This is a genomic window from Kribbella lupini, assembly GCF_039529595.1.
GTDB classification, from domain to species: domain Bacteria; phylum Actinomycetota; class Actinomycetes; order Propionibacteriales; family Kribbellaceae; genus Kribbella; species Kribbella lupini.
This window is the reverse complement of sequence record NZ_BAAANC010000003.1, coordinates 123,113-146,908: the sequence shown is the minus strand read 5'-3', so window position 1 is coordinate 146,908 and position 23,796 is coordinate 123,113. Positions and strand designations below refer to the sequence as shown.

The window sequence follows — 23,796 nt, the reverse complement described above, 5'->3', positions numbered from 1 at the left end:
GGGCCGATCAGGCGGGATGCTGCTCGGGCGGTGAGAGATGAGGTGCCCACCGCGTTCCGCGAGCGCCAGGAGAGCAATCGGTGAATAGTCGGGAAACCGCGCACGTTCCCCTCGTGCCAGCCACCTGAACGCCTCCAGGTTTGCAGCTTTTGACATTTCCGAGCCATCACCGGCAAGGCGGATCAGTCCGCAGAATGTTGCGGACAGCCGTCCATGTCGTGTGGGGGATGAAATGTTGATCGTACGTCGAGCCGTTCTGCTGCTCATCGGAATCAGCCTGTTGTTCTCGGGTTTGGCGGCCCCGGCAATCGGTGCAGCGACCAGCCGACGCCCGGGCCGAGCGCGCGACCCTCCGCGCCGCAGTCCTCGGGCAAGGTGCCCGACGCGATTCCGACCGGCAAGGGGACGAGCTACGACTATCGCTTCGCCGGCATCGCGGGAAGCCAGCAGGCGGCGGTCCAGGTCACGCCCGCCATCCCGGAGCGGGGCGTCACGCGGGGCGAGGTGATCCTCGACAAGACGCTGACGATCAACCAGAACGCAACGGAGACTCTGGCGATCTCCCGAGCCGCCACGGGCTACGGCGCTGTTCGGGTCGACGACGTCCTGACGGTCGAGGTGACCCATGCGGACGGCTCGACGATCAGCAAGACCCTCGACTTCAGCGACAACTGCATCGGCTGGGTGACGCCGGCCGGCCCGTTGCACCTGTCCGGCGTTCTGGAGCCCGGTGACAACACCGTGCGGTTCATTCTGCGCGACGGCTGCGGTGCCTTGGCGAGTGCTGACCCGATGTACGTCGTACCGGTGACAACGAAGGTCTCGGATTTGGCGACCCTGGGGTCAGGGTGCGATCTGTGCTCGAAGAACCCGACCGTGTCCCGCGGGTACCCCGTCAACACGGCAACCGGCAACGAGACCAAGTCGGTCACCGACCTGCAGCTGGCCGGTCCGGGTACGGCGTTCGTCCTGCTCCGCAGCTACAACTCCGCCAGCGATCACGTGGGAGCGCTCGGGAAGGGCTGGAACCACGCCTACGAAGGCCGCCTCGAGATCGCCGGTGGTGGAGCGTCGGTCGTGTACGTCGGAATCGACGGGCAACAGGCGGGTTACACCCGAGCTACCGACGGCACGTACACCAAGGGGACCGGCGTCGTAGCTGAGCTGGTCAAGCTCGCCGACGGAAAATTCGAGGTCCGGCAGCCCAACCACAGCGTCGCGCGCTTCACCTCCACAGGACAGCTCGAGGCTCTGCTCGACAACTCTGGAGTCGGTCTTCAACTCGCCCACTCCGGCGGATCGCTGTCGACGGTGACAGACGCGGCCGGTCGTGTCGTTCGGTTCACGCATGACACCGAAGGACGTCTGCAGAAGGTCGAACTCCCCGACGGGCGGTTTGTTCAGTACAACTACACGGCGGGCCTGCTCACCGGCGTTCGCGATGTGCGTGGCGGAAACACCACGTACGCCTACGACACAGCCGGCCGCCTCAACAACGTGACCGATCCGCTGGGGCACAGCGTCGCGAACGAGTACGACTCACAAGGGCGGGTCGTCAAGCAGACCGATCCGCGGGGGAAGGTCACGCAGTACGTCTACGACCCGTTGCTGGGGACGACCACGATCCGTCCTGATGGTGGGCAGTGGACTGACCACTACCTCGGCAACGTCCTGGTGGGCACGTCCGACGCTCAGGGCGGGCACACGTCGTACGGGTACGACGCCAAGCTCAACATGACCTCGACCACAGACCCCCGCGGTAATACCACGACAATGACGTACGACGCCCGCGGCAACATGCTGACGCGCACTGCTCCGGCGCCGCTGTCGACGGTCGAGAAATGGACGTACGACGCGGCCGACAACGTGCTCACCTACACCGACGGCCGCGGCAAGATCACGACGAACACGTACGACATTGCCAACCGGCTCACGAAACTGGTCGCACCCGACCAGGGGACGAAGAACTTCACGTACACGGCAACCGGTCAGCTGAAGACAAGAAGCACCGGGCGTGGGTACATCTGGACCAACGAGTACGACGCTGACGGCAACCTGACCTCCGAGGCGTCGCCGGCCGGGTTGACGACCACGATGTCGTACGACGGCAGCGGAAGGCTTCTGACGAGAACGGATCCACGCGGGAGCGCCGGTGGTTCCCAGGCCGAACCGTTCACCACGAAGTTCACCTACGAACCGGGTGACAAGGTCGCGACCACCACAGCACCTGACGGAACGGTCGCCAGCAACACGTACGACGCGGTCGGGAACCTCGCCACACTGCAGGTCGCCAACGCTGGTGGGACGGTGCTGAAGAGCGAGACCTACACCTACGACGCGGAGAACCGCCCGCTCCAGACCAAGAACCGTGACCGGATCGTCGAGACCCTCACGTACGACGCGGCCGGCAACAAGGAGTCGTCCACCGACGCGACCGGCGCCAAAACCACCTTCAAGTACGACCGGGTCGGGCGGTTGACGGCGATGACGACTCCCCGCGGCAACGTCGCGGGTGCGACCGAGTCGTTGTACAAGTGGGAATACCGGTACGACGCCAACGGCAACCGACAGTACGAGTACCAACCTGCGCCGAACGGCGGGTACACGCAGTTCACCTACGACGTGCTCAATCGGGTCACTCGCAAGAGCACACCGCTCGGCAACACGACCGACCACACATACGACGGCAACGGGAACGTTCTGACATCCGTCGACGATGCGGGCAAGGTCACGACCTACACGTACGACGGCGCGAACCGTGTGCTCAGCGAAGCGCTGCCAGGACTTCAGGCGACGCGGTACACCTATGACCCCGACGGCGCGCGACTCAGCATGACGTCGCCGAGCGGCGGCTCCGTGACCCGCTGGACCTACGACGGCGACGGCCGGCAGCTCACCCAGGTGAGTCCAAGGGGCAACGTCTCGGGCGGCACACCGGCCGATTACACCACCACCTTCGGGTACGACGCGGCCGGCAACCAGACGACCGTCAAGGACCAGCTCGGCCGGATCACGAGCAGCACCTTCGACGGCCGCAACAACCGGCTGACCGAGCGCAACCCTCGCGGGTTCACGACGTCCTACGGGTACGACGGGCTGCAGCGGTTGACGACCGTGACGTCGGCGGCGAGCGCGCCGACGTCCTACACGTACGACGCGTACGGCGATCTGGTCGAGCGTAAGGACGCCAAGGAGGCGGTGACGAAGTACGGGTACAACGCCCGAGGTGACCTGGTCTCGACCATCGACCCACTCGACCGGAAGCAGACCTACGGGTACGACGAAGACGGCAACGTCACCGAGATCGTCAAGGCCCGGGGCTACGCGACAGGTGACCTTGCGGCATGGACCGTCAAGCAGTCGTACAACGGTCGTGGGCTGCGAACCGCAGTCACCACGGCGTCCGCGGCGTCGAGCTCGACCTTCACCTACGACAACGACGATCGGCTGACGTCGTACAAGGATGCGACCGGGACGACGACCCAGACCTGGAACGGCCTGAACCAGCTGACCGGCGTTACCCAGCCGCAGGGCAACTACGTCTACACCTACACGGACTTCGGAGCCGTGAAGTCGCGGCTCTACCCGGGTGGCGGCCAGGCCGACTACGCGTTCGACGCCGACGGTCGGATCTCGTCGATGACCGCCCTGGCACAGACCACCAACTTCGCGTACGACGCGGACGACAACCTGACCAAGGTCACCTACCCGACCGCGAGCGGCTACTCCGAAACCCGGAGCTACGACCGCACCGGTGACATTTCGGCGGTGATCAACCAGAAGGCGGGAGTTTCTACGCCGCTCAGCCGGTACGACTACGTCCGCGACGCGGCGCGCAACCCGGCGGTCATCAAGCGGACGCGTGGAACGACGGTCTACAACGAGGCACTGCAGTACGACCAGGTGAACAGGCTCGCCAACTACTGTCTCGAGGCCACGACCTGTGCCGCGGCGACCAAGAAGATCACCTACGCGTACGACGGGGTCGGCAACCGGTTGTCCGAGACCCGCGTCGGCACCACCGGCCCGGGAACGATCACCAGCACCTATGACGCGGCCGACCAGATGGTCACCCGGACGAACCAGTCGGGTGGGACCACCAACCTCACCTACAACGCGGACGGCCTGCTGCAGGACTCCCGCGAATGGGACGTGCTCGGTCGTCTGACGAAGATGAGCGGCACCACCTTCACCTACGACGCGCTCGACCTTCGCCGTACGGCGACCACCACGGCCGGCACCAAGCGGATGTCGTGGGACGTCAACAACGAGCTGCCGATGCTCAACATCATCACGCAACCCGACAACAGCTACTGGCGCTACCGCTACACGCCGGACGGCATGCCGATGTCGGTCGAGCACCCCAGCAAGTCCTACCCGAGCTCGATCATGATGCACGACGCGATGGGCTCGGTCGTCGACGTAGCCGACGGCAACGGCGGTGCCCGCTGGCGCTACGCCTACGAGCCCTTCGGCGTCCGCACGGAGGCGACGAAGCTCCAGACCGTTGCCGAGGTCCCCGAGTTCGCCTACACCGGCGCCCACCTCGAATCCACCACCGGCGACTACCACCTTCGCGCCCGCGACTACAACCTCTGGGGCATGTTCACCGCCCCGGACCCACTCCAGCCGGCGATCACCGATCCGTACGTCTCGTCGTACGTGTACGCCGACCAGCGTCCGACCTTCTACACCGACCCCAGCGGCCTGTCCCCGAAATTCCTGGACGACTTCATCGGAGCGCTCAGCAAGGGCGAAACGTACAAGAACTTTGGTGTCGGGATCGTGGGTGGCGCTGCCCAACTATCGGAGCAGCTTCCGGTCCAGCAGCAAATCAACTTGCTGTACGCCCAGATCGGCTTGGACTCGTCGACGCTGTTCTACGGCGCCACAGACCGTTTGGTCGGTGTCGACGGCACAGAAACCAGCACACGGGTTGGCGAATTCTTCACACCTGTTCCGGCTGGGGTCGGCATCACGACCTGCAAATTCGGGGCCAAAGCAATTCTGACTTTTCCTGCAAAGATCTTCGGCAGGTCCGGAGCTCAGCTGGGAGGTCACAGTGTCGAGGATCTTCTCAGTGCCGGGGCGAAGCCTGACCGTAATGGGTTGACCATAGCGGGGCGAGCGTTGCAGAAGCACGGGGATCGCGAAAATCCGAAGTTCCCAAAATCGGCAGGCAAAGCATCTGCGCGGAACGAGCAGGGAATCGGTGTCCTTGAGGAAATCCTGCGCAATCCGGCTCAAGTGCAAGTCATCAATGGTAAGCTGCGAATCTGGGATTCGTCTGGCCGAGGCGCCAGCTACGACATGAAGGGTAAGTTCCTTGGGTTCGTTGAACGATAGTTCCGAAGGGTATTCTATGGTTCTGGCGAGCGATGTGGCTGATGGCCGGGACGGTATGGGTTTGGAATTGTATGATCAAGCCGAAAATCTTCTCGCCGTAATTTACCGAGATGACATTTCTCGTCGCACGACGTTTATTTCGCAACAGTCGTTTAGTATTCCGATTGAGGTACTACGGGGATTCTTGAACAGAGCTGGCGAGGTTTTATGAGCCGTCGTCCGGGCGGGCGGTCAACCGCCGGACCGACTGCTTGGATCGCGACGGTCAGTCGTTCGGCGCTGAGTGGCGAGGGCGATGCCTGGTACGTCGGGCTCCCGCGCCGCTCGGAGTCGGCTACTGCTTCTCGCGGTCTCCACCGGGGACCCAGAGGACGTCGCCGCCGGAGGAGAGGTTGGCTACTCGGCCGAGGATGAAGAGGAGGTCGGAGAGGCGGTTCAGGTACGTGATGGCCAGCAGGTTGATCGACGGGCCGTGGGCTTCGACGGCGGTCCAGCCGGCGCGTTCGGCTCGGCGGACCACGGTGCGGGCGACGTTCAGGTACGCCGCGCCGGGGGTGCCGCCGGGGAGGATGAACGAACGGAGTTTGGTGAGGCGGCTGTTGTACTCGTCGCACCAGGCTTCCAGGCGGTCGACGTAGTCCTGGGTGATCCGCAGCGGCGGGTACTCCGGGTTCGGCTGGATCGGGTTGCACAGGTCGGCGCCGACGTCGAAGAGGTCGTTCTGGATCCTGGTCAGCAGGACGACGATCGCCGAGTTCAGGTGGCCGGCCGCGATCGCGACCCCGATCGTGGAGTTCGCCTCGTCCACTTCGCCGTACGCCGCCAGCCGCGGGTCGGTCTTGGTCGTCGTACTCATGTCGCCCAGGCGGGTCTCGCCGGCGTCCCCGGTCCTGGTGTAGATCCGCGTCAAGTTCACAGCCATGTCACGGCACTCTACGCAAGCCCGCGACACCGGGGCGCTACAGTCGGCGGGTGGAACGGTTTCGGATCTCGGGTGAGGCACGGCTCGACGGGTCGGTCGAGGTGCAGGGCGCGAAGAACAGCGTGCTGAAGTTGATGGCGGCCGCGTTGCTGGCCGAAGGGACGACGACGCTGCGGCAGGTGCCGGGCATCCTCGACGTCACCTTCATGGCCCAGCTGCTGGACACGCTGGGCTGCTCGGTGAAGGTCGACGGCGACGCCGGTACGGCGACGATCGCGGTCCCGGCCGAGATCGGCCATCAGTGCGACTACGAGCTGGTGCGCAAGCTGCGGGCCTCGATCTCGGTGCTCGGGCCGCTGCTCGGCCGGTGCGGTCAGGCCGAGGTCGCGCTGCCCGGCGGCGACAACATCGGCTCGCGCGGGCTGAACATGCACGTCGCGGGGCTGGAGTCGATGGGCGCGAAGGTGCACATCGAGCACGGCTTCGTGGTCGCCGAGGCGCCGCAGGGGCTGCACGGCGCCGAGGTCTGGCTGGACTTCCCGAGCGTCGGGGCGACCGAGACGATCATGATGGCCGCCGTCCTGGCCAAGGGCACGACGGTGATCGAGAACGCGGCGCGCGAGCCGGAGATCCAGGACATCGCCGCGATGCTGGTCGAGATGGGCGCGCAGATCGAGGGCGCCGGGTCGCCGCGGATCGAGATCACCGGCGTGGACGGGCTGCTGCAGCCGGTCGACCACGTCGTCGTACCGGACCGGATCGTCAGTGGCAGCTGGGCGTTCGCGGCCGCCATCACCAAGGGCGACGTGACGGTGACGAACGGGCACGCCGAGCACCTCGAGCTCGTGCTCGACAAGCTGCACAAGGCGGGCGCGGAGATCAACGTGCTCGAGCAGGGGTTCCGGGTCCGGATGGCGAACCAGCCGAAGTCGGTCGACGTCGTCACGCTGCCGTACCCGGGTTTCCCGACCGATCTGCAGGCGTTCTGCATCGCGATGAACGCGGTCAGCAGCGGGTCCGCGATGGTGACGGAGAACCTGTTCGAGGGACGGTTCACGTTCGCGCAGGAGCTGACGCGGCTCGGCGCGCAGGTGCAGACCGACGGGCACCACGCGGTCATCCGCGGCGTCCCGCGGCTGTCCGGGGCGCCGGTCGTCGCGAGCGACATCCGCGCGGGGGCCGCGCTGGTGATCGCTGGTCTGGCGGCCGAGGGGGAGACGCTGGTCTCCGCCGCGCACCACGTGCACCGGGGCTACACGGACTTCGCCGGCAACCTGCGGCGCCTGGGTGCCGACGTCACCGTGGAGCCGGAAGACGCCGAGCTGTACTGGAACTGAAGGGGAGGGGGAGAGCCCCGCGCCCCCGAAGCGGCGTCGCCGGGAGCCGGCGGTGACCGGCGGGTAGCTGCTGGGGCAGGTTAGGGTCGTCCGCATGACTGAGCGTGTGATCAAGCCTGTCGGCCGTGGGTTCCTGTTCCTCGACTCGCACCCTGCCGGGTGTGAGCAGCTGGTGCGGGACCTGACCGCCCAGGTCGAGGCCCGTACGCCGGACAAGCACCCGGTCGCGCTCGTGATCGGCTCCAGCTCCGGCTACGGCCTCGCGGCGACGATCGCCGGGCTCGCGCGGTACGGGATCGACGGCGTCGGCGTCTCCTTCGAGAAGGGCCCGGCCCGTCGTACGGCGACCGCCGGCTGGTACCGGACCGCAGCCACCGCCCAGTACGCCGAGCAGGCCGGTCGCAAGTTCCACTTCGTCAACGCCGACGCGTTCGCCGACACCACGAAGGACGAGGTGCTCGACCTCGTCGCCAAGGAGTTCGGCGCGGTCGACTACCTGATCTACAGCGTGGCCGCTCCGCGCCGGGTCGACCCGCGCACCGGTACGACGTACCAGTCGGCGCTGAAGACGATCGGCGCGCCGTACACGACCAAGAGCATCGCGTTCGAGGACGGCGAGCCGCAGCTGACCGAGGCGAGTCTCGACGTCGCGACCGACGAGGAGATCGCCGAGACCGTCCAGGTGATGGGCGGCGAGGACTGGACCCGCTGGGTCGACGCGCTGGCCGAGCGCAAGCTGCTGAACGACGGCTTCAGCACCGTCGCGCTGACCTACATCGGCAGCGAGCTGACCGGCCCGATCTACCGCCAGGGCTCGATCGGCGCGGCCAAGGCGCACCTGGAGCAGACGGCCAAGGAGCTGTCCGAGCGCGACGGCGTCCGCGCGTTCACCTCGGTCAACGGCGCGGCCGTCACGCAGGCCAGCTCGGCGATCCCCGGCATCGGCCTGTACGTGAGCCTGCTGCACAAGGTGCTCGGCGAGAAGATGCAGACTCCGATCCAGCAGTCGATCGCGCTCTGGGACCAGCTGACCGGCGAGCAGACCCCCGACCTGGACGAGGACGGCCGGCTGCGCCTCGACCGCTGGGAGCTCGACCCGGCCGTCCAGGCCGCGGTCAAGGAGCAGTGGGACGCCGTCACCCAGGACAACATCGCGACCGTGGCCGACGCGGCCTGGTTCTTCGCCGAGGTACGACGCCTGTACGGCTTCGACGTGGACGGCGTCGATTACGACGCCGAGACCGAGGTCGACGTGGAGTGGCCTACAACGGCTTGAAGGACACCATCTCGAGCACGAGCTCCCCGGCTTCGTCGGACGCTGCGAGGTCGACCGTGGCGGTGATGCGCCAGTCGTGGTTGCCCTCGGGGTCGTCGATGATCTGCTGGACCTCCCAGTAGCCGGGGTGCTCCTCGACCATGAACAGCGCCGGGCCGCGGGCGGCGGGTCCGGTGCCCAGCGTGGAGTGCTCGGCGTAGTACGCCGTACCGGCTTCGGCCCAGCGTCCGGCGTCCCAGCCGGACTCGTTGTCGAGCTGGCCCAGCTCGGCCCAGCGGTGCAGGGCGACCAGCTCGACGCGGCGGAACATCGCGTTGCGGACCAGGACCCGGAAAGCCCTGGTGTTCAAGGTGATCCGGCGCGGGCCGAGCGGAACCGACGGCGCCTCGACCTGCTGAGTGGTCGGGTTGGTCAGCTCCTCCCACTCGTCGAGCAGGCTGGAGTCGGTCTGCCGGACGACCTCGCCGAGCCACTCGATCAGGTCGGTGAGGTCCTCGTTCACCTTGTCCGGCGGGACCGTCTGGCGCAACGCCTTGTACGCGTCGCTGAGGTAGCGCAGCATGATGCCCTCGGAGCGCGCCAGCCCGTAGTACTGGACGAACTCGCCGAACGTCATCGCCCGCTCGAACATGTCCCGGACCACCGACTTCGGTGACAGCCCGGCCTCGGCGATCCACGGGTGGGTCTGCCGGTAGATCTCCAACGTTGCCTGCAGCAACTCTTCGAGCGGCTTCGGCCAGCTGAGCTCGTCGAGCAGCTCCATCCGCTCCTCGTACTCGATGCCGTCGGCCTTCATCGACTGGACGGCCTCGCCCTTGGCGTGGTGCAGCTGGGCCATCAGGACGGCGCGCGGGTCCTCGAGCGTCGCCTCGACGACCGAGACGACGTCCAGCGCGTACAAGGGATCCTCGGGATCGAGCAGGTCCAGCGCCGCGAGCGCGAACGTCGAGAGCGGCTGGTTCAGCGAGAAGTCCTTCTGCAGGTCGACCGTCAGCCGCAGCGTGCGGCCGAACTCGTCGGGCTCGTCCAGCCGCTCGACGACGCCGGCGGTCAGCAGCGTGCGGTAGATCTGGATCGCGCGCCGGATCAGCCGGACCTGCGCCTTGGCGTCCTCGTGGTTGTCCTGCAGCAGGTGCCGCATGCTCGCGAACGCGTCGCCGTCGCGGGCGATCACGTTCAGCAGCATCGCGTGGCTGACCCGCATCTTCGACAGCAGCGGCTCGGGGTCGGCCGCGACCAGCCGGTCGAAGGTGTCCTCGCCCCAGGTGACGAATCCCTCCGGCGGCTTCTTGCGCTGCACGCGGCGCTGCTTCTTCGGGTCGTCGCCGGCCTTCGCCATCGCCTTGACGTTCTCGACCACGTGATCCGGCGCCTGGACGACGACCGTGCCGGAGGTGTCGTACCCGGCCCGGCCCGCGCGGCCGGCGATCTGGTGGAACTCGCGGGCCTTGAGGATGCGCTGCCGGCGGCCGTCGTACTTGCTCAGCGCGGTCAGTACGACGGTGCGGATCGGGACGTTGATGCCGACGCCGAGGGTGTCGGTCCCGCAGATCACCTTGAGCAGGCCGGCCTGGGCCAGCTGCTCGACCAGCCGCCGGTACTTCGGCAGCATGCCCGCGTGGTGCACGCCGATGCCGTGCATGACGAGGCGCTGCAGCGTCCGGCCGAACCCGGAGCTGAACCGGAAGTGCCCGATCAGCTCCTTGATCTTGTCCTTCTCCTCCTTCGTGCAGACGTTGATGCTGGTCAGCGCCTGCGCGCGTTCCAGTGCCGAGGCCTGGGTGAAGTGCACGACGTACACCGGCGACTGGTTCGTGACCAGCAGCTCCTGGAGCGTCTCGTGCAGGGGAGTGGTGACGTACTTGTAGATCAGCGGGACCGGGCGCTCGGCCGACGAGACGATCGCAGTCGGGCGACCGGTACGCCGGCTCAGGTCGACCTTGAACCGCTCGACGTCGCCGAGCGTCGCCGACATCAGGATGAACTGCGCGTTCGGCAGCTCGAGCAGCGGCACCTGCCAGGCCCAGCCGCGGTCGGGCTCGGCGTAGAAGTGGAACTCGTCCATCACCACCTGGCCGACGTCGGCGGCGGCGCCTTCGCGCAGCGCGACGTTCGCCAGCACCTCGGCGGTGCAGCAGATGATCGGGGCGCCGGCGTTGACCGAGGCGTCGCCGGTCAGCATGCCGACCTTGTCGGCGCCGAACACGTCGCACAGGGCGAAGAACTTCTCCGAGACCAGGGCCTTGATCGGCGCGGTGTAGAAGGTCCGCTTGCCGTTCGCCAGGGCGGCGAAGTGCGAGCCGGTGGCGACCAGGCTCTTGCCGGAACCGGTCGGGGTGGACAGGATCACGTTCGACCCGGTCATCACCTCGATCAGGGCCTCCTCCTGCGCCGGGTACAGCGAGATGCCCTGCGTGCCCACCCAGGTGGCGAAGGCGTCGTACAGGGCGTCGGGTTCGGTGGAGTCCGGCAGCTTCTCGGTCAGCGTCATCACCGACCATTGTCCCGTACGGCGCGAAAAGCCGTTGCAGGTGGCATCGGGGGTTCCCTACCGTTCGGCGCATGCTGACCGATCCGTACGGCGACGAACAACTGGTGGAGCTGTACGACGCAGACAACGAGCCGGGCGACGACCATGCGTACTACCGCGCGCTCGCGGACGCTCTGAACGCCAGGACGATCGTGGATCTCGGGTGTGGAACCGGTCTGCTGACACGGGCTCTCGTTGCTACCGGACGTCGGGTGATCGGGGTGGATCCGAGCTCGACGATGCTCGGGTTCGCTCGCAAGCAGCCGGGTGCCGACGCGGTGACGTGGATCGACGGCGACGCGAGCGCCTTGGCCGACGACGTTCAAGCGGATGTCGTGATCAGCAGCGGTAACTCGATCATGCACGTCGAGGACCTCCCGGCGACGCTGACCGAGCTGGCCGCGGCGCTGCGTCCGGGCGGGGTGATCAGCTTCGAGAGCCGCAATCCCGCGCGGCGGGCGTGGGAGCAGTGGACGACCGGGGTGTCCGAGCGGGAGACGCCGTTCGGGGTGCTGCGGGAGTGGATGGAGGTCACCGAGGTCGACCAGGGCCGGGTGACGTTCGATGCGTACAACGTGTTCGAGGACGGGCGCCAAGAGGTCTACACCAGCGTCCTGTACTTCCGGGAGGCCGACGAGCTGGCGGAGGCTTTGGAAGCGAGTGGGTTCGGGGAGATCGACCTGCGCGGTGGATTTCAGAACGAGCCGCTCACGGAGGAGTCGCGCCTGATCGTGGTCAAGGCGCGGAGGCTCTAGAACAGGGCGGCCATGAGGTCAGTGGAGTCTTGACCGGTCGGCCAGTCGCTGACCTGGCCGTCGCCCAGCTCGACGACTCTCCAGGTGCCGGCGGTGGTCCGGGTCAGGTCGACGGTGACGAACGGGAGCGCCAGCTCGGCGACCAGCGGCTCGACCTCGATCAGGTCGAGTCCGGTCGGGAGATCGTCGGGGGTGTCCGGATGCGGCGTCGTCAGAACGCAGCGGCCGCCGACCCACCAGGTGCGGGCCTCGGAGCCGGTGAAGTACTCGAACCGCCGTACGACGAACCCGCCGGTGAACGCGTCGTCGCGCAGCTCCAGGAAGCGCGCGCCGATCCGCTCGACCGCGGCCTCGTCGGTGAGATCGGGCAGGTAGCAGGCCTCGGTCCAGTAGTGCTTCATGGACTTCACGTAGTCGCGCAGGACGCCGGCGCCGCCGCCTAACGCGCGGGTCGCTTTCAGCAGTTCGGTGAGGTCGCTGCCCTTGGTCCAGACGGATTCCGGGGTGACGGTGCGAAGACCCTCGTACCAGCCGGGGAGCTCGTGGGCCGTCCGGTACTCGTCGGGCGAGGTCCGCAGTTGTACGCCGCGAGTCTCCAGCGCCCCGGCAAACGCCGCATACTGCGCCGACGTGAGCATCCAGCCGCGATAGACGGCGTCGTCATCGGCAGGCACTCCGGCCACCGCCGCCGCGGCTTGCTCCGGCGTCGCGGAGCGAGCCAACGCGTCGTGATCCACCCTTGCGACCGTGACTCCCAGGGCGCGTGCGGCTGCTCCTTGCGCGGCGAAGTGCGGATCGTCGCGCCGCGGATTCAGCGGGTCCCCCGGTACGAGCAGCATGCACTGCATTCTCCCGAACCGGGCGCCGCTTCGCCTCCCGTTTCCGCGCGTTCGCCACCGGACAGCGTCAGCTGGGCGACTGGTCCGCGCTACTCCCTCTTCACTAGCGGATGGTCCGAGTGGGCGGGGAGGGCTTCTCGTCGGTCCAGCCGGATTCGAGGATGACGCTGGCGCCGGCTTTGAGGCCGATGGACTCCGAGCTGAGCAGGCGCCCGGTGGTCTTGTCGACGACGTACCGGGTGCGGCCGTCGTTCAGCATGGTCGGCTCGCCGCTGGGCCTGCCGCCGCGGCCGGCCCAGTCGTAGGTGAACGCCGTACCGACCCGCCCGATCGGGTCCTTCACGTTCAGCTCGAACTCCGTCCCCGGCAGCATCGACAGCACCCGCAGGGCGGCTCCGCGCAGCTTCGGCGGCGACGGCATCTCGAAGAGCAGCCGCCCGGCCGCGCTGAACACCTGGTAGTCGATCTCGCTCTCGGACGCCCCCTCCGGGGCCCCGGAGGCGAGCACCGCGCGCAGCTTGGCCGGGTCGGTCGGCAGCGCCTGGATCTGCTGCGCGGTGACCGGCTTGATCCCGCTCAGGTAGTATCCGGGCGGCACCTGGTCGAAGGTCATCTTGTTCACCACCGGCTCACCCGGCGCCATCGTCACCGGGTCATCCTCGTACGACAGCTGCCAGGACCGCGGCGACCCCTGCGCCTTCCACTTCGCCTGGTCGGCCGGTGTCGCCGGCCGCGCCCCCAGGTCGACCCAGCCGAACCAGGACTCGACGCCGGACTTCATCGGCATCCAGCTCTCGGTGATGTTCCGCCGCTCCAGCTTGTACGGCGGCTTGCCGACCGTAGTCGTCCCACGCAGCTGCAAGCTCCGCACCCGGAAGAACTTGCCCGACACCTTCTCGTTCCGCTCCTGCTTGACCGCGAGGTCCAGCAGGACCTGGCTGGCCGTCATGAGCTGCGGCACCGACGTCGTACCGGGCGCTGGTGCAGCGCCCGGGCCAGAGCCGGGGGAGAGTAGTACAGGGATCGCCAGCGCAGCCAGCGCTACGGTGGCCGCCGTGGCGGTCAGTGCTAGGCCGACCCGACCGGACCGCGCCGCGGCGTACCAGCGGCTGGCCCTGCTCGGTGGAGTCCTGGCAGCCCGGACCAGCGCCTCCAGCTCACGCCGGGCGTTCGCCGTGGCCTCAGGCGTCGGGCCGGGCGGCTCGGGGAAGGCCGAGCGGATCTTGTCGAGGTCGTCCATCTCAGTCCTCCTCCAGCAGCTTGGTGGGGTCGGTGTTGCCCAGATGCTCCCGTACGACGCGTCTGGCGCGCGACAGCCGCGAGCACACCGTGCCGTACGCGATCCCCAGCGCCGCCGCGACCTCGTCGTAGCTCAGCCCGCCGAGCGCGACCAGCATCAGCACTTCGCGGTCTTTGCTGGACACCTTGGCCAGTCCGGCAGCGAGCTGACGGCCGGCGCTCTCGGCAGTGACCTGGGCGTCCACCCGCTCCTCGTGGCCACCGGACGGCAAGGGCAGTGGCAGCTTGGCGGTCGCCCGCCAGGCCCGGACCTCGTCACGGCGGTGCCGCCGGATCAGGTTGGTGGCGATGCCGTACAGCCACGCGCGGACCGCGCCGCTACGGCCGTCGAACCGGTCTCGCTGCCGGAACGCGATCAGGAAGGTCTCCGAGGACAGGTCGTCGGCCAGGTCCGGACCGAGCCGGCGGGCGACGTACGCGTGCACCTGCGGGAAGTACTTGTCGAAGATCAGCGTGAACCGGTCGGGACTGCGCACCGTCGACTCCAGGAGCCGGGCGTCCTCGTCGGGTACGACCTGGGCCCGGACGGCGGCCGGGCGGCCCGGCAACGCGACGGTCGCCAGCGCGAGGTCGGGGGTCATCGAGCTCCTCACTCGACCGGCCTGGGCAGACCCCTGCGTGGGGCCCGTGGCAGCGGCACTGCCGTTCGGCTCACCCTGTTCTTGTCCGATGTCCCCAGAACCCTTCTCGTACCCCGCCGACTACGCCGCGAGGTTGACGCGCAGGGGCGCCCGCCGGTGGTCACGGCAGGCGGATCCGGCGTACGAGGGTGGTCAGGAGTGGTCGAGAAAGCCCCGCGCGGCCGCCTCGTCGGCGGGCCAGACGTAGACCGACCAGCCGTCCTTGGTCCGCGCGGCGGTGGCCTTGATGCCCAGGTCCTTCAGCTTCGACACCGCGACGCGGGCCTCGTTGTACGACTTGGTGGTCCGGACGTCGACGAGCAGGCCGAACTTGTCCTTCTCGGCGGGGGAGTAGTCGGTACGGCGGACCAGCGAGCCACCTTTGGGCCGCGAGAACGCCCAGCGGCACAGCAGCACCACGCCACCGATCAGCGCGATGGCGACCACGGGGAAGAGAAAGTACCGGTCGGCGAACACGGACACCATTGTCTCGCGAATTGGAAGGTCCTGAGGCCTTGGCAACCTTCCGGGTCGCCGTGGAGTCTTTACCAACACACGCTGCAGTGCGGCCAACTCGGGGGCTGCCGGAAGAGCGGAGGGCACGGACATGCTCGCACCGACCCCAGACGCAGGTTCGGTCAACGACAACGTGGTCCGGCTGGCCGGGCTGCTGGACGTCCGCTCGGTGGGCGACGTCCGTCAACTTCTCAACGACCTGATAGACCGGACCGACGGCGACGTGGTGGTCGATCTGGAGGCTGTCGACGCGGTCGACGCCACCGGGCTCGGCCTGCTGGTCGCCACCCATCGCCGGACCCAGCTGCTCGGGCGGCGTCTGGTGCTGCGGCACCCGGTTCCCTCGGTGGTCCGCATCCTCGCGGTCACCCGGCTGCACCGGATCCTCGCCGTGGAAAGGACCCCGCTGCCGATCTCTGCCTGAGGGGGTGTCTGGTCATTCCCCGCCTACTGCGCGGCACTCGGCACGGCATCTCGCCGCACGGGAGCCAAGCTCACGATGCTGCGCATCGCCACGCTCGTCTCCCGCACGACGAGCTACCGCACCGAGCACCTGCTCGCTACGGCGGGGAATGACCAGACACCCCCGCCTCACCGCTGTGACCTAAGCCGCTGGTGACACCCGTCACGAGCTGCGGACTCACAAGGGCACACAGTCCTACTCTCGGGTACATGACCGCGAAGGACCGACCCTGGGTGATGCGCACGTACGCCGGCCACTCGTCGGCGGCCGAGTCCAACGCGCTGTTCCGGCGCAACCTGGCCAAGGGCCAGACCGGGCTCTCGGTCGCCTTCGACCTGCCGACGCAGACCGGGTACGACCCGGACCACGTGCTGGCCAAGGGCGAGGTCGGCAAGGTCGGCGTACCGGTCGCGCACCTGGGCGACGTGCGCGCGCTGTTCGACCAGATCCCGCTCGCGCAGATGAACACGTCGATGACGATCAACGCGACGGCGATGTGGCTGCTCGCGCTCTACCAGGTCGCCGCGCAGGAGCAGGGCGCGACGCCGGACGAGCTGACCGGGACCACGCAGAACGACATCGTCAAGGAGTACCTGTCCCGCGGCACGTACGCGTTCCCGCCGGACGCGTCGCTGCGGTTGACCACGGACCTGATCGCGTACACGGTGACCAACGTCCCGCAGTGGAACCCGATCAACATCTGCAGCTACCACCTCCAGGAGGCCGGCGCGACGCCGGTGCAGGAGCTGGCCTTCGCGCTGTCGACGGCGATCGCCGTACTGGACCGCGTCCGCGACGGCGGTCAGGTGCCGCCGGAACGCTTCGGCGACGTGGTGCAGCGGATCTCGTTCTTCGTCAACGCCGGCGTCCGGTTCATCGAGGAGACCTGCAAGATGCGGGCCTTCGTGCAGCTGTGGGACGAGATCTGCCTGAACCGGTACGGCGTGACCGACGCGAAGGCCCGGCGACTGCGGTACGGCGTCCAGGTGAACTCGCTCGGCCTGACCGAGGCGCAGCCGGAGAACAACGTGCAGCGGATCGTGCTGGAGATGCTCGGGGTGACGCTGTCCAAGAACGCGCGCGCCCGCGCCGTCCAGCTGCCCGCCTGGAACGAGGCGCTCGGCCTGCCGCGGCCGTGGGACCAGCAGTGGTCGTTGCGGATGCAGCAGGTGCTCGCGTACGAGTCGGACCTGCTGGAGTACGAGGACATCTTCGACGGCTCGCACGTGATCGAGGCGAAGGTCGCCGAGCTGGTCGAGGGCGCTCGCGAGGAAATCGACCGGGTGCAGGCGATGGGCGGAGCGGTCGCCGCGGTCGAGACCGGGTACCTGAAGCAGGCGCTGGTCGCGTCGCACGCCGAGCGCCGGCAGCGGATCGAGTCCGGTGAGCAGGTCGTGGTCGGGGTGAACAAGTTCGAGAACACCGAGCCGTCGCCGCTGACCGCCGACCTGGAGACCGCGATCCAGACGGCCGATCCCGGCGCCGAGGCTGCCGCGCTGAAATCGCTGGAGGAGTGGAAGTCGGCTCGCGATGCCTCGGCGGTCGAGGCCGCTCTGGCTTCGTTGCGTGAGGCGGCCAAGGGGACCGACAACCTGATGCAGGCGACGCTGACCTGCGTGCGGGCCGGGGTGACGACGGGTGAGTGGTCCGGCGTACTGCGGGAGATGTTCGGCGAGTACCGGGCGCCGACCGGGGTGTCGGGCTCGGTCGGGGTCTCCGGTGCGGGCGCCGAGATCGCCGCGGTCCGGGCCAAGGTCGCGGCGACGGCCGAGGAACTGGGTGGGCGCCTGCGGTTGCTCGTCGGCAAGCCCGGTCTGGACGGGCACTCGAACGGCGCCGAGCAGGTCGCCGTACGGGCTCGTGACGTCGGGTTCGAGGTGATCTACCAGGGCATCCGGCTGACGCCCGAGCAGATCGTCGCCGCCGCGGTCGCCGAGGACGTGCACTGCGTCGGCCTGTCGATCCTGTCCGGCTCCCACATGGAGCTGGTCCCGCAGGTCGTCGCCGGGCTGCGGGAGGCCGGGCTGTCCGACGTACCGGTCGTGGTCGGCGGCATCGTGCCCGACGGCGACGCCCGCGCGCTGACCTCAGCAGGCGTCGCCGCCGTCTACACCCCGAAGGACTACGACCTGACCGGCATGATGTCCGACGTCGTCGACGTCATCCGCCGCGCGCACGGCCTTTAGCCCTGTGCCTGCTTGGCGTCGATCAGGTCCTGGACGTCCTTCGGGAGGGTGGTCTCGAAGTCGAGCAGCTTGACCCAGGTCGGGGTGATCGTGAGGCGGGTCATCTCGTCGTACAGGTCCTTCACGCCGGCGGTCCAGCCGGCGTGCTGCTCGTCGGTCATCACCTTCTTGCCGGAGATGATGTACTCCTCCGGGACGCCCTGCTCGAGCTTGAGTTCGACGGTGCCGCGGATCAGCAGGACCTTCGGCGGGAAGCCGTTGGTGTCCAGGGTCAGCGCGACCTTCGGGTTCTTGGCCAGGGCCTTGACCTTGGCGGACTTCGGGATGGTGAAGGTCTGCAGCTTCTCGCCGTCGAAGTGGAAGCCGATCGGGATCACCCGCGGCTCGCCGTTCAGGGCGACGTAGGAGAACCGGGCGGGCTGGGCCGCGAACAGCAGCTCCTGCGAGTACGGCTTGGCCAGGATCTCGGCGATCTCGTGCTGGTTCATCTGTCTGCATCCTTTGTCGTTGTCGGGGCTTACATCAGGGGGACGAAGCCGCTGGACGGCTCTCGACATCGATAAGTTGGGAAAATGCCGGAAACTTTTGCGGTCGGGGCCGGACAGGTCGAGGTCGGCGACGACGGAGCGGTCTCGGCCGTGCAGCACCCGGTGCGCGGGCACTCGATGCTGCTGCCGGACGGCGCCTGGCACGACCCGGGCCATCACTGGGGCAAGGGGTTCGTGATCACGTCGGCCGGGAGCTATCGCTTCGACGCACCGGCGTTCACCCGCTGGCGCTCGAGCGGGATCGACCTGCTGTACCGCTTCGGGGAGCTGGAGTTGCGGGTCGGGAGGCGGTTCGGCGAGCGGTGGACCGAGACGTACGAGCTGCGCAACACCGGTGCCTCTTCGGTGGACGTTGGCTCTGTTGCGGTCAGTACGCCGTGGCGCGACCTCTACAGCTCCAGCCGCGAGAGCCTCCGTGGCGCCGTCCACGCTCATGTCTGGACCGGCGGCGCGGACTCCTGGGTCTGGGCGCAGCCGATGGACGGCAGCGGACCCGGTCTGGGGCTGCGGCTGATCGAGGGCGAGCTGTCGGCGTACTCCGTCGAGTCCCGTGACAGCGTGACCAGCAGCAACAGCCGCGGGCATCTCTACCTGCACGTCACGGACCACGCTCGAGCGCCGCACGCTCTGGGTGGGCAGGCATCAGTGGTGCTGGCTCCTGGCGAGTCCTACCGGTGGACCTGGCAGCTGGAGTGGTTCGACTCCCTAGCCGACTTCCGCGCGAGCTGGACCCCGATGGTCGAGGCGCCGGCGCTCACTGCTCTGGTGGGCGAGTCACTGGCCCTGGAGCTGGCTGAAGGCGTCACCGGTCCCGCGACAGTCACCTCCTCCGAGCCGGGCGTCCAGTACGTCGACGTGACCGACGGCAAGGTCCGCTCCCGAGTCGGCCTGCTCTTCCACGAGCCGCTGCGCGAGATCGTCGAGCGCCGGATCCGGTTCGTCCTCGACCACCAGCGCCCGGTCGAGCTGAGCGACAGCCGCCGCTTCTCCTTCGTCCCGTACGACGCCCGCACGGGACTGCGGATCCTGTCCGGCGGCTGGCGCGACTGGTCCGACGCCCGGGAGCGGATCGGCACCGCGCTGCTTCTGCAGGAGGCGCGTGACCTCGGGTGGGGTTCGCGCGCCGAGCTGGACGAGGCTCTGACCGGCTATCAGCAGTTCGTCGCCGAGCACCTGGTCGCGGCGGACGGCACTGTCGCCGACGACAGCCTGCACGAGAGCCGGACCCGGCTGTACAACTTCCCGTGGTTCGCCCGCTTCCTGCTCGGCCAGGGCGACGTCGACGGCGCCGTGCGCATCCTGGACCGGTACTACGCGCTCGGCGGCGACCACTTCCTCGCCTTCGACCTCGGCCCGCTCCTGCGTGCTCTGGCCGCCGCGACTCCTACGGAGACCGCCGAGCGGATGCGGGAGCACCTGCGACGCCACGCGGCCGCCTTCATCGAGTACGGCGACGACCTGCCACCGCACGAGGTCAACTACGAGCAGTCGATGGTCGCGCCGCTGCTGGAGCTGCTGCTGGCGGCGTACCGGGAAGGGATGGTGCCGCTGGAGGAGCTGACCCGTCGGCTGCCGTGGCTGACCGCGTTCGCCGCGGACCAGCCCGACGTACGGCTGCGGCACATCCCGATCCGCCACTGGGACGGCTACTGGTTCGGCCTGCTTCGGCTGTGGGGCGACGTCTTCCCGCACTACTGGTCCGTGCTCAGCGCAGCGGTCTACCTGACCTGGCCGACCGACGAGCTGCGGTCCGCAGGAGAGGCGATCCTCCGGGCCAACCTGGCGAACTTCCACCCCGACGGCACTGCCACCTGCGCCTTCGTCTACCCGAGCGCCGTCAACAACCTCCCCGCCCACGTGGCCGACCCGCTGGCCAACGACCAAGACTGGGCGCTGGTCTACGCACTGCGCCTATCCGGTGGATCGCTGGGCACGAACCTCTCCCCATGATCACTCGCCGCCTGCTCGTCCAAGCCGCGCTGGCCGGCGCCGGTGCAGCCGCCCTCGCCGGCTGCTCAGGCTCGGAACCCACCAGCTCCGACGGTCCGCTGGAGATCAGCTACGGCGACGACGACTCTCAGGTCGCCGACCTCTACCTTCCGCCGGGCTCTGAGAAGGTCCCGGCGGTCGTGGTGATCCACGGCGGGTTCTGGATGAGCGGGTACGGCAAGGAGCTGGCGACGCCGCTGGCCGAGGACCTGGCCAAGAACGGCGTCGCGGGTTACGCGATCGAGTACCGACGGGTGGGCAACGGCGGGGGCTGGCCGATGACGTTCGACGACGTCGCCGCGGCCATCGACGCGCTGGCCGACCAGCCGCGCGTCGCTGTCGACCGGGTGGTCGCCGTCGGGCATTCGGCCGGCGGCCACCTCGCCGTCTGGGCCGCCGCACGCACCGGTCGCGTTGCCCTGAAGGGCGCAGTCTCCCAAGCCGGAGTGCTCGACCTGGTGAACGCGTACGACGTACAGCTGGGCGGGGACGCGGTAGCTCAGCTGATGGGCGCCACACCGACCCAGGACAAGGCGCGCTACGCGGCTGCGTCGCCGTACGAGCAACTGCCGCTCGAGGTCCCGGTAGCCCTGGTTCACGGCACCCGTGACGGCCAGGTCCCGCTGGACCAGAGCCGGCGCTACCTGACTGCCGCGAGGAAGGCCGGGGGAGACGTGACCTTGACCGAGCTGCCAGGCGTCGGCCACTTCGAGCTGATCGACCCGACGCACGAGGCATGGATCACCTGCCGGAAGGAAACGTTGCGACTACTGGGCTGACTCGTGGAGGTGATCGCCGGATGCCCGAGCACGCCGCGGCGCGGCCGGACGTCCGGCTGAGGACCGCACGAGCCGGTACGGCGGCAGCGTTCTTCCTGACCGGCCTGGTCTTCGCCACCTGGGCCGCCCGAATACCGGCCCGCAAAGCGGAGCTCGGTCTGACCGACTCGGACCTGGCCTTGGCCTTCGTCGGTCTCAACGCCGGCGCGGTGGCCGGTCTGCAGGTCGGAGCCGTCGTCGTGACCCGGCTGGGCAGCCGACGGGCGATTACCGTCGCGCTGCCGCTGTTCGCGGCACTCCTGCCGGCCATCGCCCACGCGGGAGGCCTGGTGACCCTGACGATCGCGCTGGCGGTCTCCGCGATGGTCAACAGCGTCGTGGACGTCGCCATCAACGACCAGGGCGTCGGCCTGCAGTCGTCGTACGGCAGGCCCGTGCTGTCCGGGCTGCACGCGATGCACAGCCTCGGCGGCGTGGCAGGCGGCGGGTTGGCCGCGTTGGCTGCCGCAGCCGGCGCCGGAGTTCCCACACACTTCACGCTGGTCGCCGTGGGCGCAGGGGTGCTCGGCCTGCTCGCGAGCCGAACACTTCTCCCGCCCGCCGAGCTGCACACCGCGACGTCCGACCGCGCCGCGCAGGGCACCTGGCTGTCCGGCTGGTCGGGACGGCTCTTGCTGCTGGGCACGCTTGCCTTCGTGTTCACGTTCGCCGAGGGCACCGCCCTGGACTGGAGTGCTGTTCTGCTGCGCGACAGTCAGCACAGCTCAGCAGCTGTTGCGGCCGCGGCGCTGGCCGTCTTCCAGGCTGCTGTCACCTTCGGTCGACTGGGTGGCGACCGCCTGATTGGCCGACTCGGCCCAGTGGCGGTCTTTCGTCTCGGTGCACTCGTCGCCGGTGGCGGGCTGGCCGCGGGACTACTGATCGGGACGGCCTGGAGTGCCTTGGCGGGGCTCGGCCTGCTCGGACTCGGTCTGGCCAACCTGCTGCCGATCAGCATCAGCGCCGCCGGCGCGGATCGGCGGCTGCCGGTCGCCGTCGCCGTGGCACGGGTGTCGGCGCTCGGCTACCTGGGCTCCTTCACCGGACCGGCCGCCATCGGCGTACTGGCTCATCTCAGCAGCCTGCCGACCGCTCTGCTGCTTCCGGCGATCGGCGTAGCGATCACTGCGATGGCTGCGCCGATCGTCCGGACTCGTCAGGCGTGAACAGCTTCAGCTGAGCTCCGGCAGGAGTTTGCGGAAGGTGTCCATCAGGTGCGTGTGCAGGCTGGTGCCGTACGAGATGCGGGTCGCGCCGGCCGCGACGAGTTGTGCGGCGGTCGGTCCGTTCGGTGCGGCGTGGGCGTTGAGCGGTCCGCCGATGCCTTCCTTGAGCTCGGCGATCGACTCCAGCGGCGCGAAGATCGGGTACACGCAGTCCGCACCGGCTCTCCGGTAGGCCCGGCCGCGAGCGATCGCGTCGGCGACCGTTCCACCGTGCAGGAACGTGTCGATCCGCGCGTTGACGACCAGGTCGGCCCCGGCAACCTCTCGTACGCCGGCCAGGTAGTCGGCATGCTGCTCCGGCGAGGTCAGCCCACTCCCGCTCGAGTCCTCCAGGTTGCAGCCGGCCGCACCGGTCTCCAGCAACCGCTCGGCGAACTCCCGCGGGCTCAGCCCGTACCCGGCCTCCATGTCCGCAGTGACCGGTACGTCGACCGCCCGGACCATCCGGGCGACCGCAGCGAACATCTCGGCGGGCGGTGTCAGCTGGCCGTCGTCGTACCCGAGCACTCGGGCCGCCGCGCCGCTGCTGGTCGCCACCGCCGGGTAGCCGGCCTCGGCGACGATCCGGGCGCTGACCGGGTCCCAGGCGTTCGGCAGCAGCAGTGGGGTGTCGCCGTGGTGCAGTGCCCGCAGCGTCTCGGCTTGGCTCATCGCTACCTCAGCTCGGGGAGTAGTGGCCGGGCTCGAGGCGGTTGGTCACGCCGATCCGGTTCCAGGCGTTGATGGTGATGATCAGGCTGATCAGCTGCGCCAGCTCCTTGTCGGCGAACTGCTCGGCGGCCGCGTCGTACACCTCGTCGGGCACCTGGTCCACGCTGATCAGCGTGATCGCCTCGGTCAGCGCCAGTGCGGCTCGCTCCTGCTCGGTGAAGAACTTGCCGGCCTCGCGCCACGCGGCGACCAGGTGCAGCCGCTGCTCGGTCTCGCCCTCGTGGCGGGCGTCCAGGGTGTGCATGTCCAGGCAGTAGGCGCAGCCGTTCAGCTGCGAGGCGCGGATCCGGACCAGGTGGGCCAGCAGGGGGTCCAGACCGGTCGCGGACTGCGCGTCCAGCGCGATCATCGCCTGGTAGAACTCGGGGGCCAGCGAGGCCACCTTGACCCGTCGCTTCGTCGTTGTGCTCATACC

General features: G+C 68.5%; 18 protein-coding genes. 9 read left to right on the top strand and 9 right to left on the bottom strand.

Going from position 1 to position 23,796, the window contains the following annotated elements; genetic code table 11:
* The first annotated feature begins 375 nt into the window (after positions 1–375).
* Positions 376–5,346, top strand: coding sequence for a DUF6531 domain-containing protein (locus ABD235_RS26815; protein WP_344179036.1), 4,971 nt, complete (start codon positions 376–378; stop codon positions 5,344–5,346).
* Between the two features lie 334 nt (positions 5,347–5,680).
* Here ABD235_RS26815 and ABD235_RS26810 read toward each other — a convergent pair whose 3' ends face one another.
* Positions 5,681–6,268 (bottom strand): cob(I)yrinic acid a,c-diamide adenosyltransferase, encoded by a 588-nt coding sequence (locus tag ABD235_RS26810; protein ID WP_344179033.1) that lies wholly within the window; start codon positions 6,266–6,268, stop codon positions 5,681–5,683.
* Between the two features lie 50 nt (positions 6,269–6,318).
* Here ABD235_RS26810 and murA point away from each other — a divergent pair, with 50 nt between their 5' ends.
* Complete coding sequence (gene murA / locus ABD235_RS26805; RefSeq protein WP_344179031.1) at positions 6,319–7,605, top strand: UDP-N-acetylglucosamine 1-carboxyvinyltransferase; 1,287 nt, start codon at positions 6,319–6,321, stop codon at positions 7,603–7,605.
* A gap of 94 nt (positions 7,606–7,699) precedes the next feature.
* Entirely contained in the window at positions 7,700–8,881 is a 1,182-nt protein-coding gene (locus tag ABD235_RS26800) for a trans-2-enoyl-CoA reductase family protein (RefSeq protein ID WP_344179029.1), read from the top strand.
* Here ABD235_RS26800 and ABD235_RS26795 read toward each other — a convergent pair.
* A complete protein-coding gene (locus ABD235_RS26795; protein ID WP_344179027.1) occupies positions 8,868–11,372 on the bottom strand; it encodes a DEAD/DEAH box helicase in 2,505 nt (834 codons plus the stop codon). The genes ABD235_RS26800 and ABD235_RS26795 overlap by 14 nt on opposite strands.
* Before the next feature lie 71 nt (positions 11,373–11,443).
* Between ABD235_RS26795 and ABD235_RS26790 the strand changes: the two genes are divergently transcribed.
* Entirely contained in the window at positions 11,444–12,166 is a 723-nt protein-coding gene (locus ABD235_RS26790) for a class I SAM-dependent methyltransferase (protein WP_344179025.1), read from the top strand.
* Here the strand turns inward: ABD235_RS26790 and ABD235_RS26785 are convergent.
* The 4 genes from ABD235_RS26785 to ABD235_RS26770 form a co-directional block, all read right to left on the bottom strand.
* On the bottom strand, positions 12,163–13,005 hold the full coding sequence (locus ABD235_RS26785; RefSeq protein ID WP_344179023.1) for an ATP-grasp domain-containing protein: 843 nt from the start codon (positions 13,003–13,005) through the stop codon (positions 12,163–12,165). The two genes, ABD235_RS26790 and ABD235_RS26785, sit on opposite strands and share 4 nt — an antisense overlap.
* Positions 13,006–13,108: 103 nt before the next feature.
* On the bottom strand, positions 13,109–14,245 hold the full coding sequence (locus ABD235_RS26780) for a CU044_5270 family protein (RefSeq protein WP_344179021.1): 1,137 nt from the start codon (positions 14,243–14,245) through the stop codon (positions 13,109–13,111).
* 1 nt (position 14,246) lies between these two features.
* The gene (locus ABD235_RS26775) at positions 14,247–14,885 is read right to left on the bottom strand and encodes an RNA polymerase sigma factor (RefSeq protein WP_344179019.1); all 639 of its coding nucleotides are present in this window, start codon (positions 14,883–14,885) and stop codon (positions 14,247–14,249) included.
* 192 nt (positions 14,886–15,077) lie between these two features.
* Entirely contained in the window at positions 15,078–15,410 is a 333-nt protein-coding gene (locus ABD235_RS26770; protein WP_344179017.1) for a hypothetical protein, read from the bottom strand.
* Between the two features lie 121 nt (positions 15,411–15,531).
* On the opposite strand from ABD235_RS26770, the gene ABD235_RS26765 reads away from it, so the two are divergent.
* The gene (locus tag ABD235_RS26765; RefSeq protein ID WP_344179015.1) at positions 15,532–15,864 is read left to right on the top strand and encodes an STAS domain-containing protein; all 333 of its coding nucleotides are present in this window, start codon (positions 15,532–15,534) and stop codon (positions 15,862–15,864) included.
* A gap of 248 nt (positions 15,865–16,112) precedes the next feature.
* Positions 16,113–18,089, top strand: coding sequence for a protein meaA (locus ABD235_RS26760; RefSeq protein WP_344179012.1), 1,977 nt, complete (start codon positions 16,113–16,115; stop codon positions 18,087–18,089).
* On the opposite strand, the gene ABD235_RS26755 is transcribed toward ABD235_RS26760, so the two are convergent.
* Complete coding sequence (locus ABD235_RS26755) at positions 18,086–18,577, bottom strand: pyridoxamine 5'-phosphate oxidase family protein (protein ID WP_344179010.1); 492 nt, start codon at positions 18,575–18,577, stop codon at positions 18,086–18,088. The genes ABD235_RS26760 and ABD235_RS26755 overlap by 4 nt on opposite strands.
* Before the next feature lie 84 nt (positions 18,578–18,661).
* Between ABD235_RS26755 and ABD235_RS26750 the strand changes: the two genes are divergently transcribed.
* From ABD235_RS26750 to ABD235_RS26740, 3 genes are read left to right on the top strand one after another with little or no spacing between them, the layout of a single operon-like run.
* Positions 18,662–20,587 (top strand): hypothetical protein, encoded by a 1,926-nt coding sequence (locus tag ABD235_RS26750; RefSeq protein WP_344179007.1) that lies wholly within the window; start codon positions 18,662–18,664, stop codon positions 20,585–20,587.
* Positions 20,584–21,405: an alpha/beta hydrolase family protein gene (locus ABD235_RS26745; protein ID WP_344179005.1), complete on the top strand. Its 822-nt coding sequence runs from the start codon at positions 20,584–20,586 to the stop codon at positions 21,403–21,405. The genes ABD235_RS26750 and ABD235_RS26745 overlap by 4 nt, the downstream gene beginning before the upstream one ends.
* A gap of 20 nt (positions 21,406–21,425) precedes the next feature.
* Positions 21,426–22,610, top strand: a complete 1,185-nt coding sequence (locus ABD235_RS26740) for an MFS transporter (protein WP_344179002.1) — start codon at positions 21,426–21,428, stop codon at positions 22,608–22,610.
* Between the two features lie 6 nt (positions 22,611–22,616).
* Here ABD235_RS26740 and ABD235_RS26735 read toward each other — a convergent pair whose 3' ends face one another.
* Both ABD235_RS26735 and ABD235_RS26730 read right to left on the bottom strand, forming a co-directional pair.
* The gene (locus ABD235_RS26735; protein ID WP_344179001.1) at positions 22,617–23,321 is read right to left on the bottom strand and encodes an isocitrate lyase/PEP mutase family protein; all 705 of its coding nucleotides are present in this window, start codon (positions 23,319–23,321) and stop codon (positions 22,617–22,619) included.
* A 7-nt stretch (positions 23,322–23,328) separates the two neighbouring features.
* Positions 23,329–23,793 carry a carboxymuconolactone decarboxylase family protein gene (locus ABD235_RS26730; protein WP_344178999.1) on the bottom strand — a complete coding sequence of 155 codons (465 nt, stop codon included), beginning with the start codon at positions 23,791–23,793 and terminating at the stop codon, positions 23,329–23,331.
* Positions 23,794–23,796 lie beyond the last annotated feature (3 nt).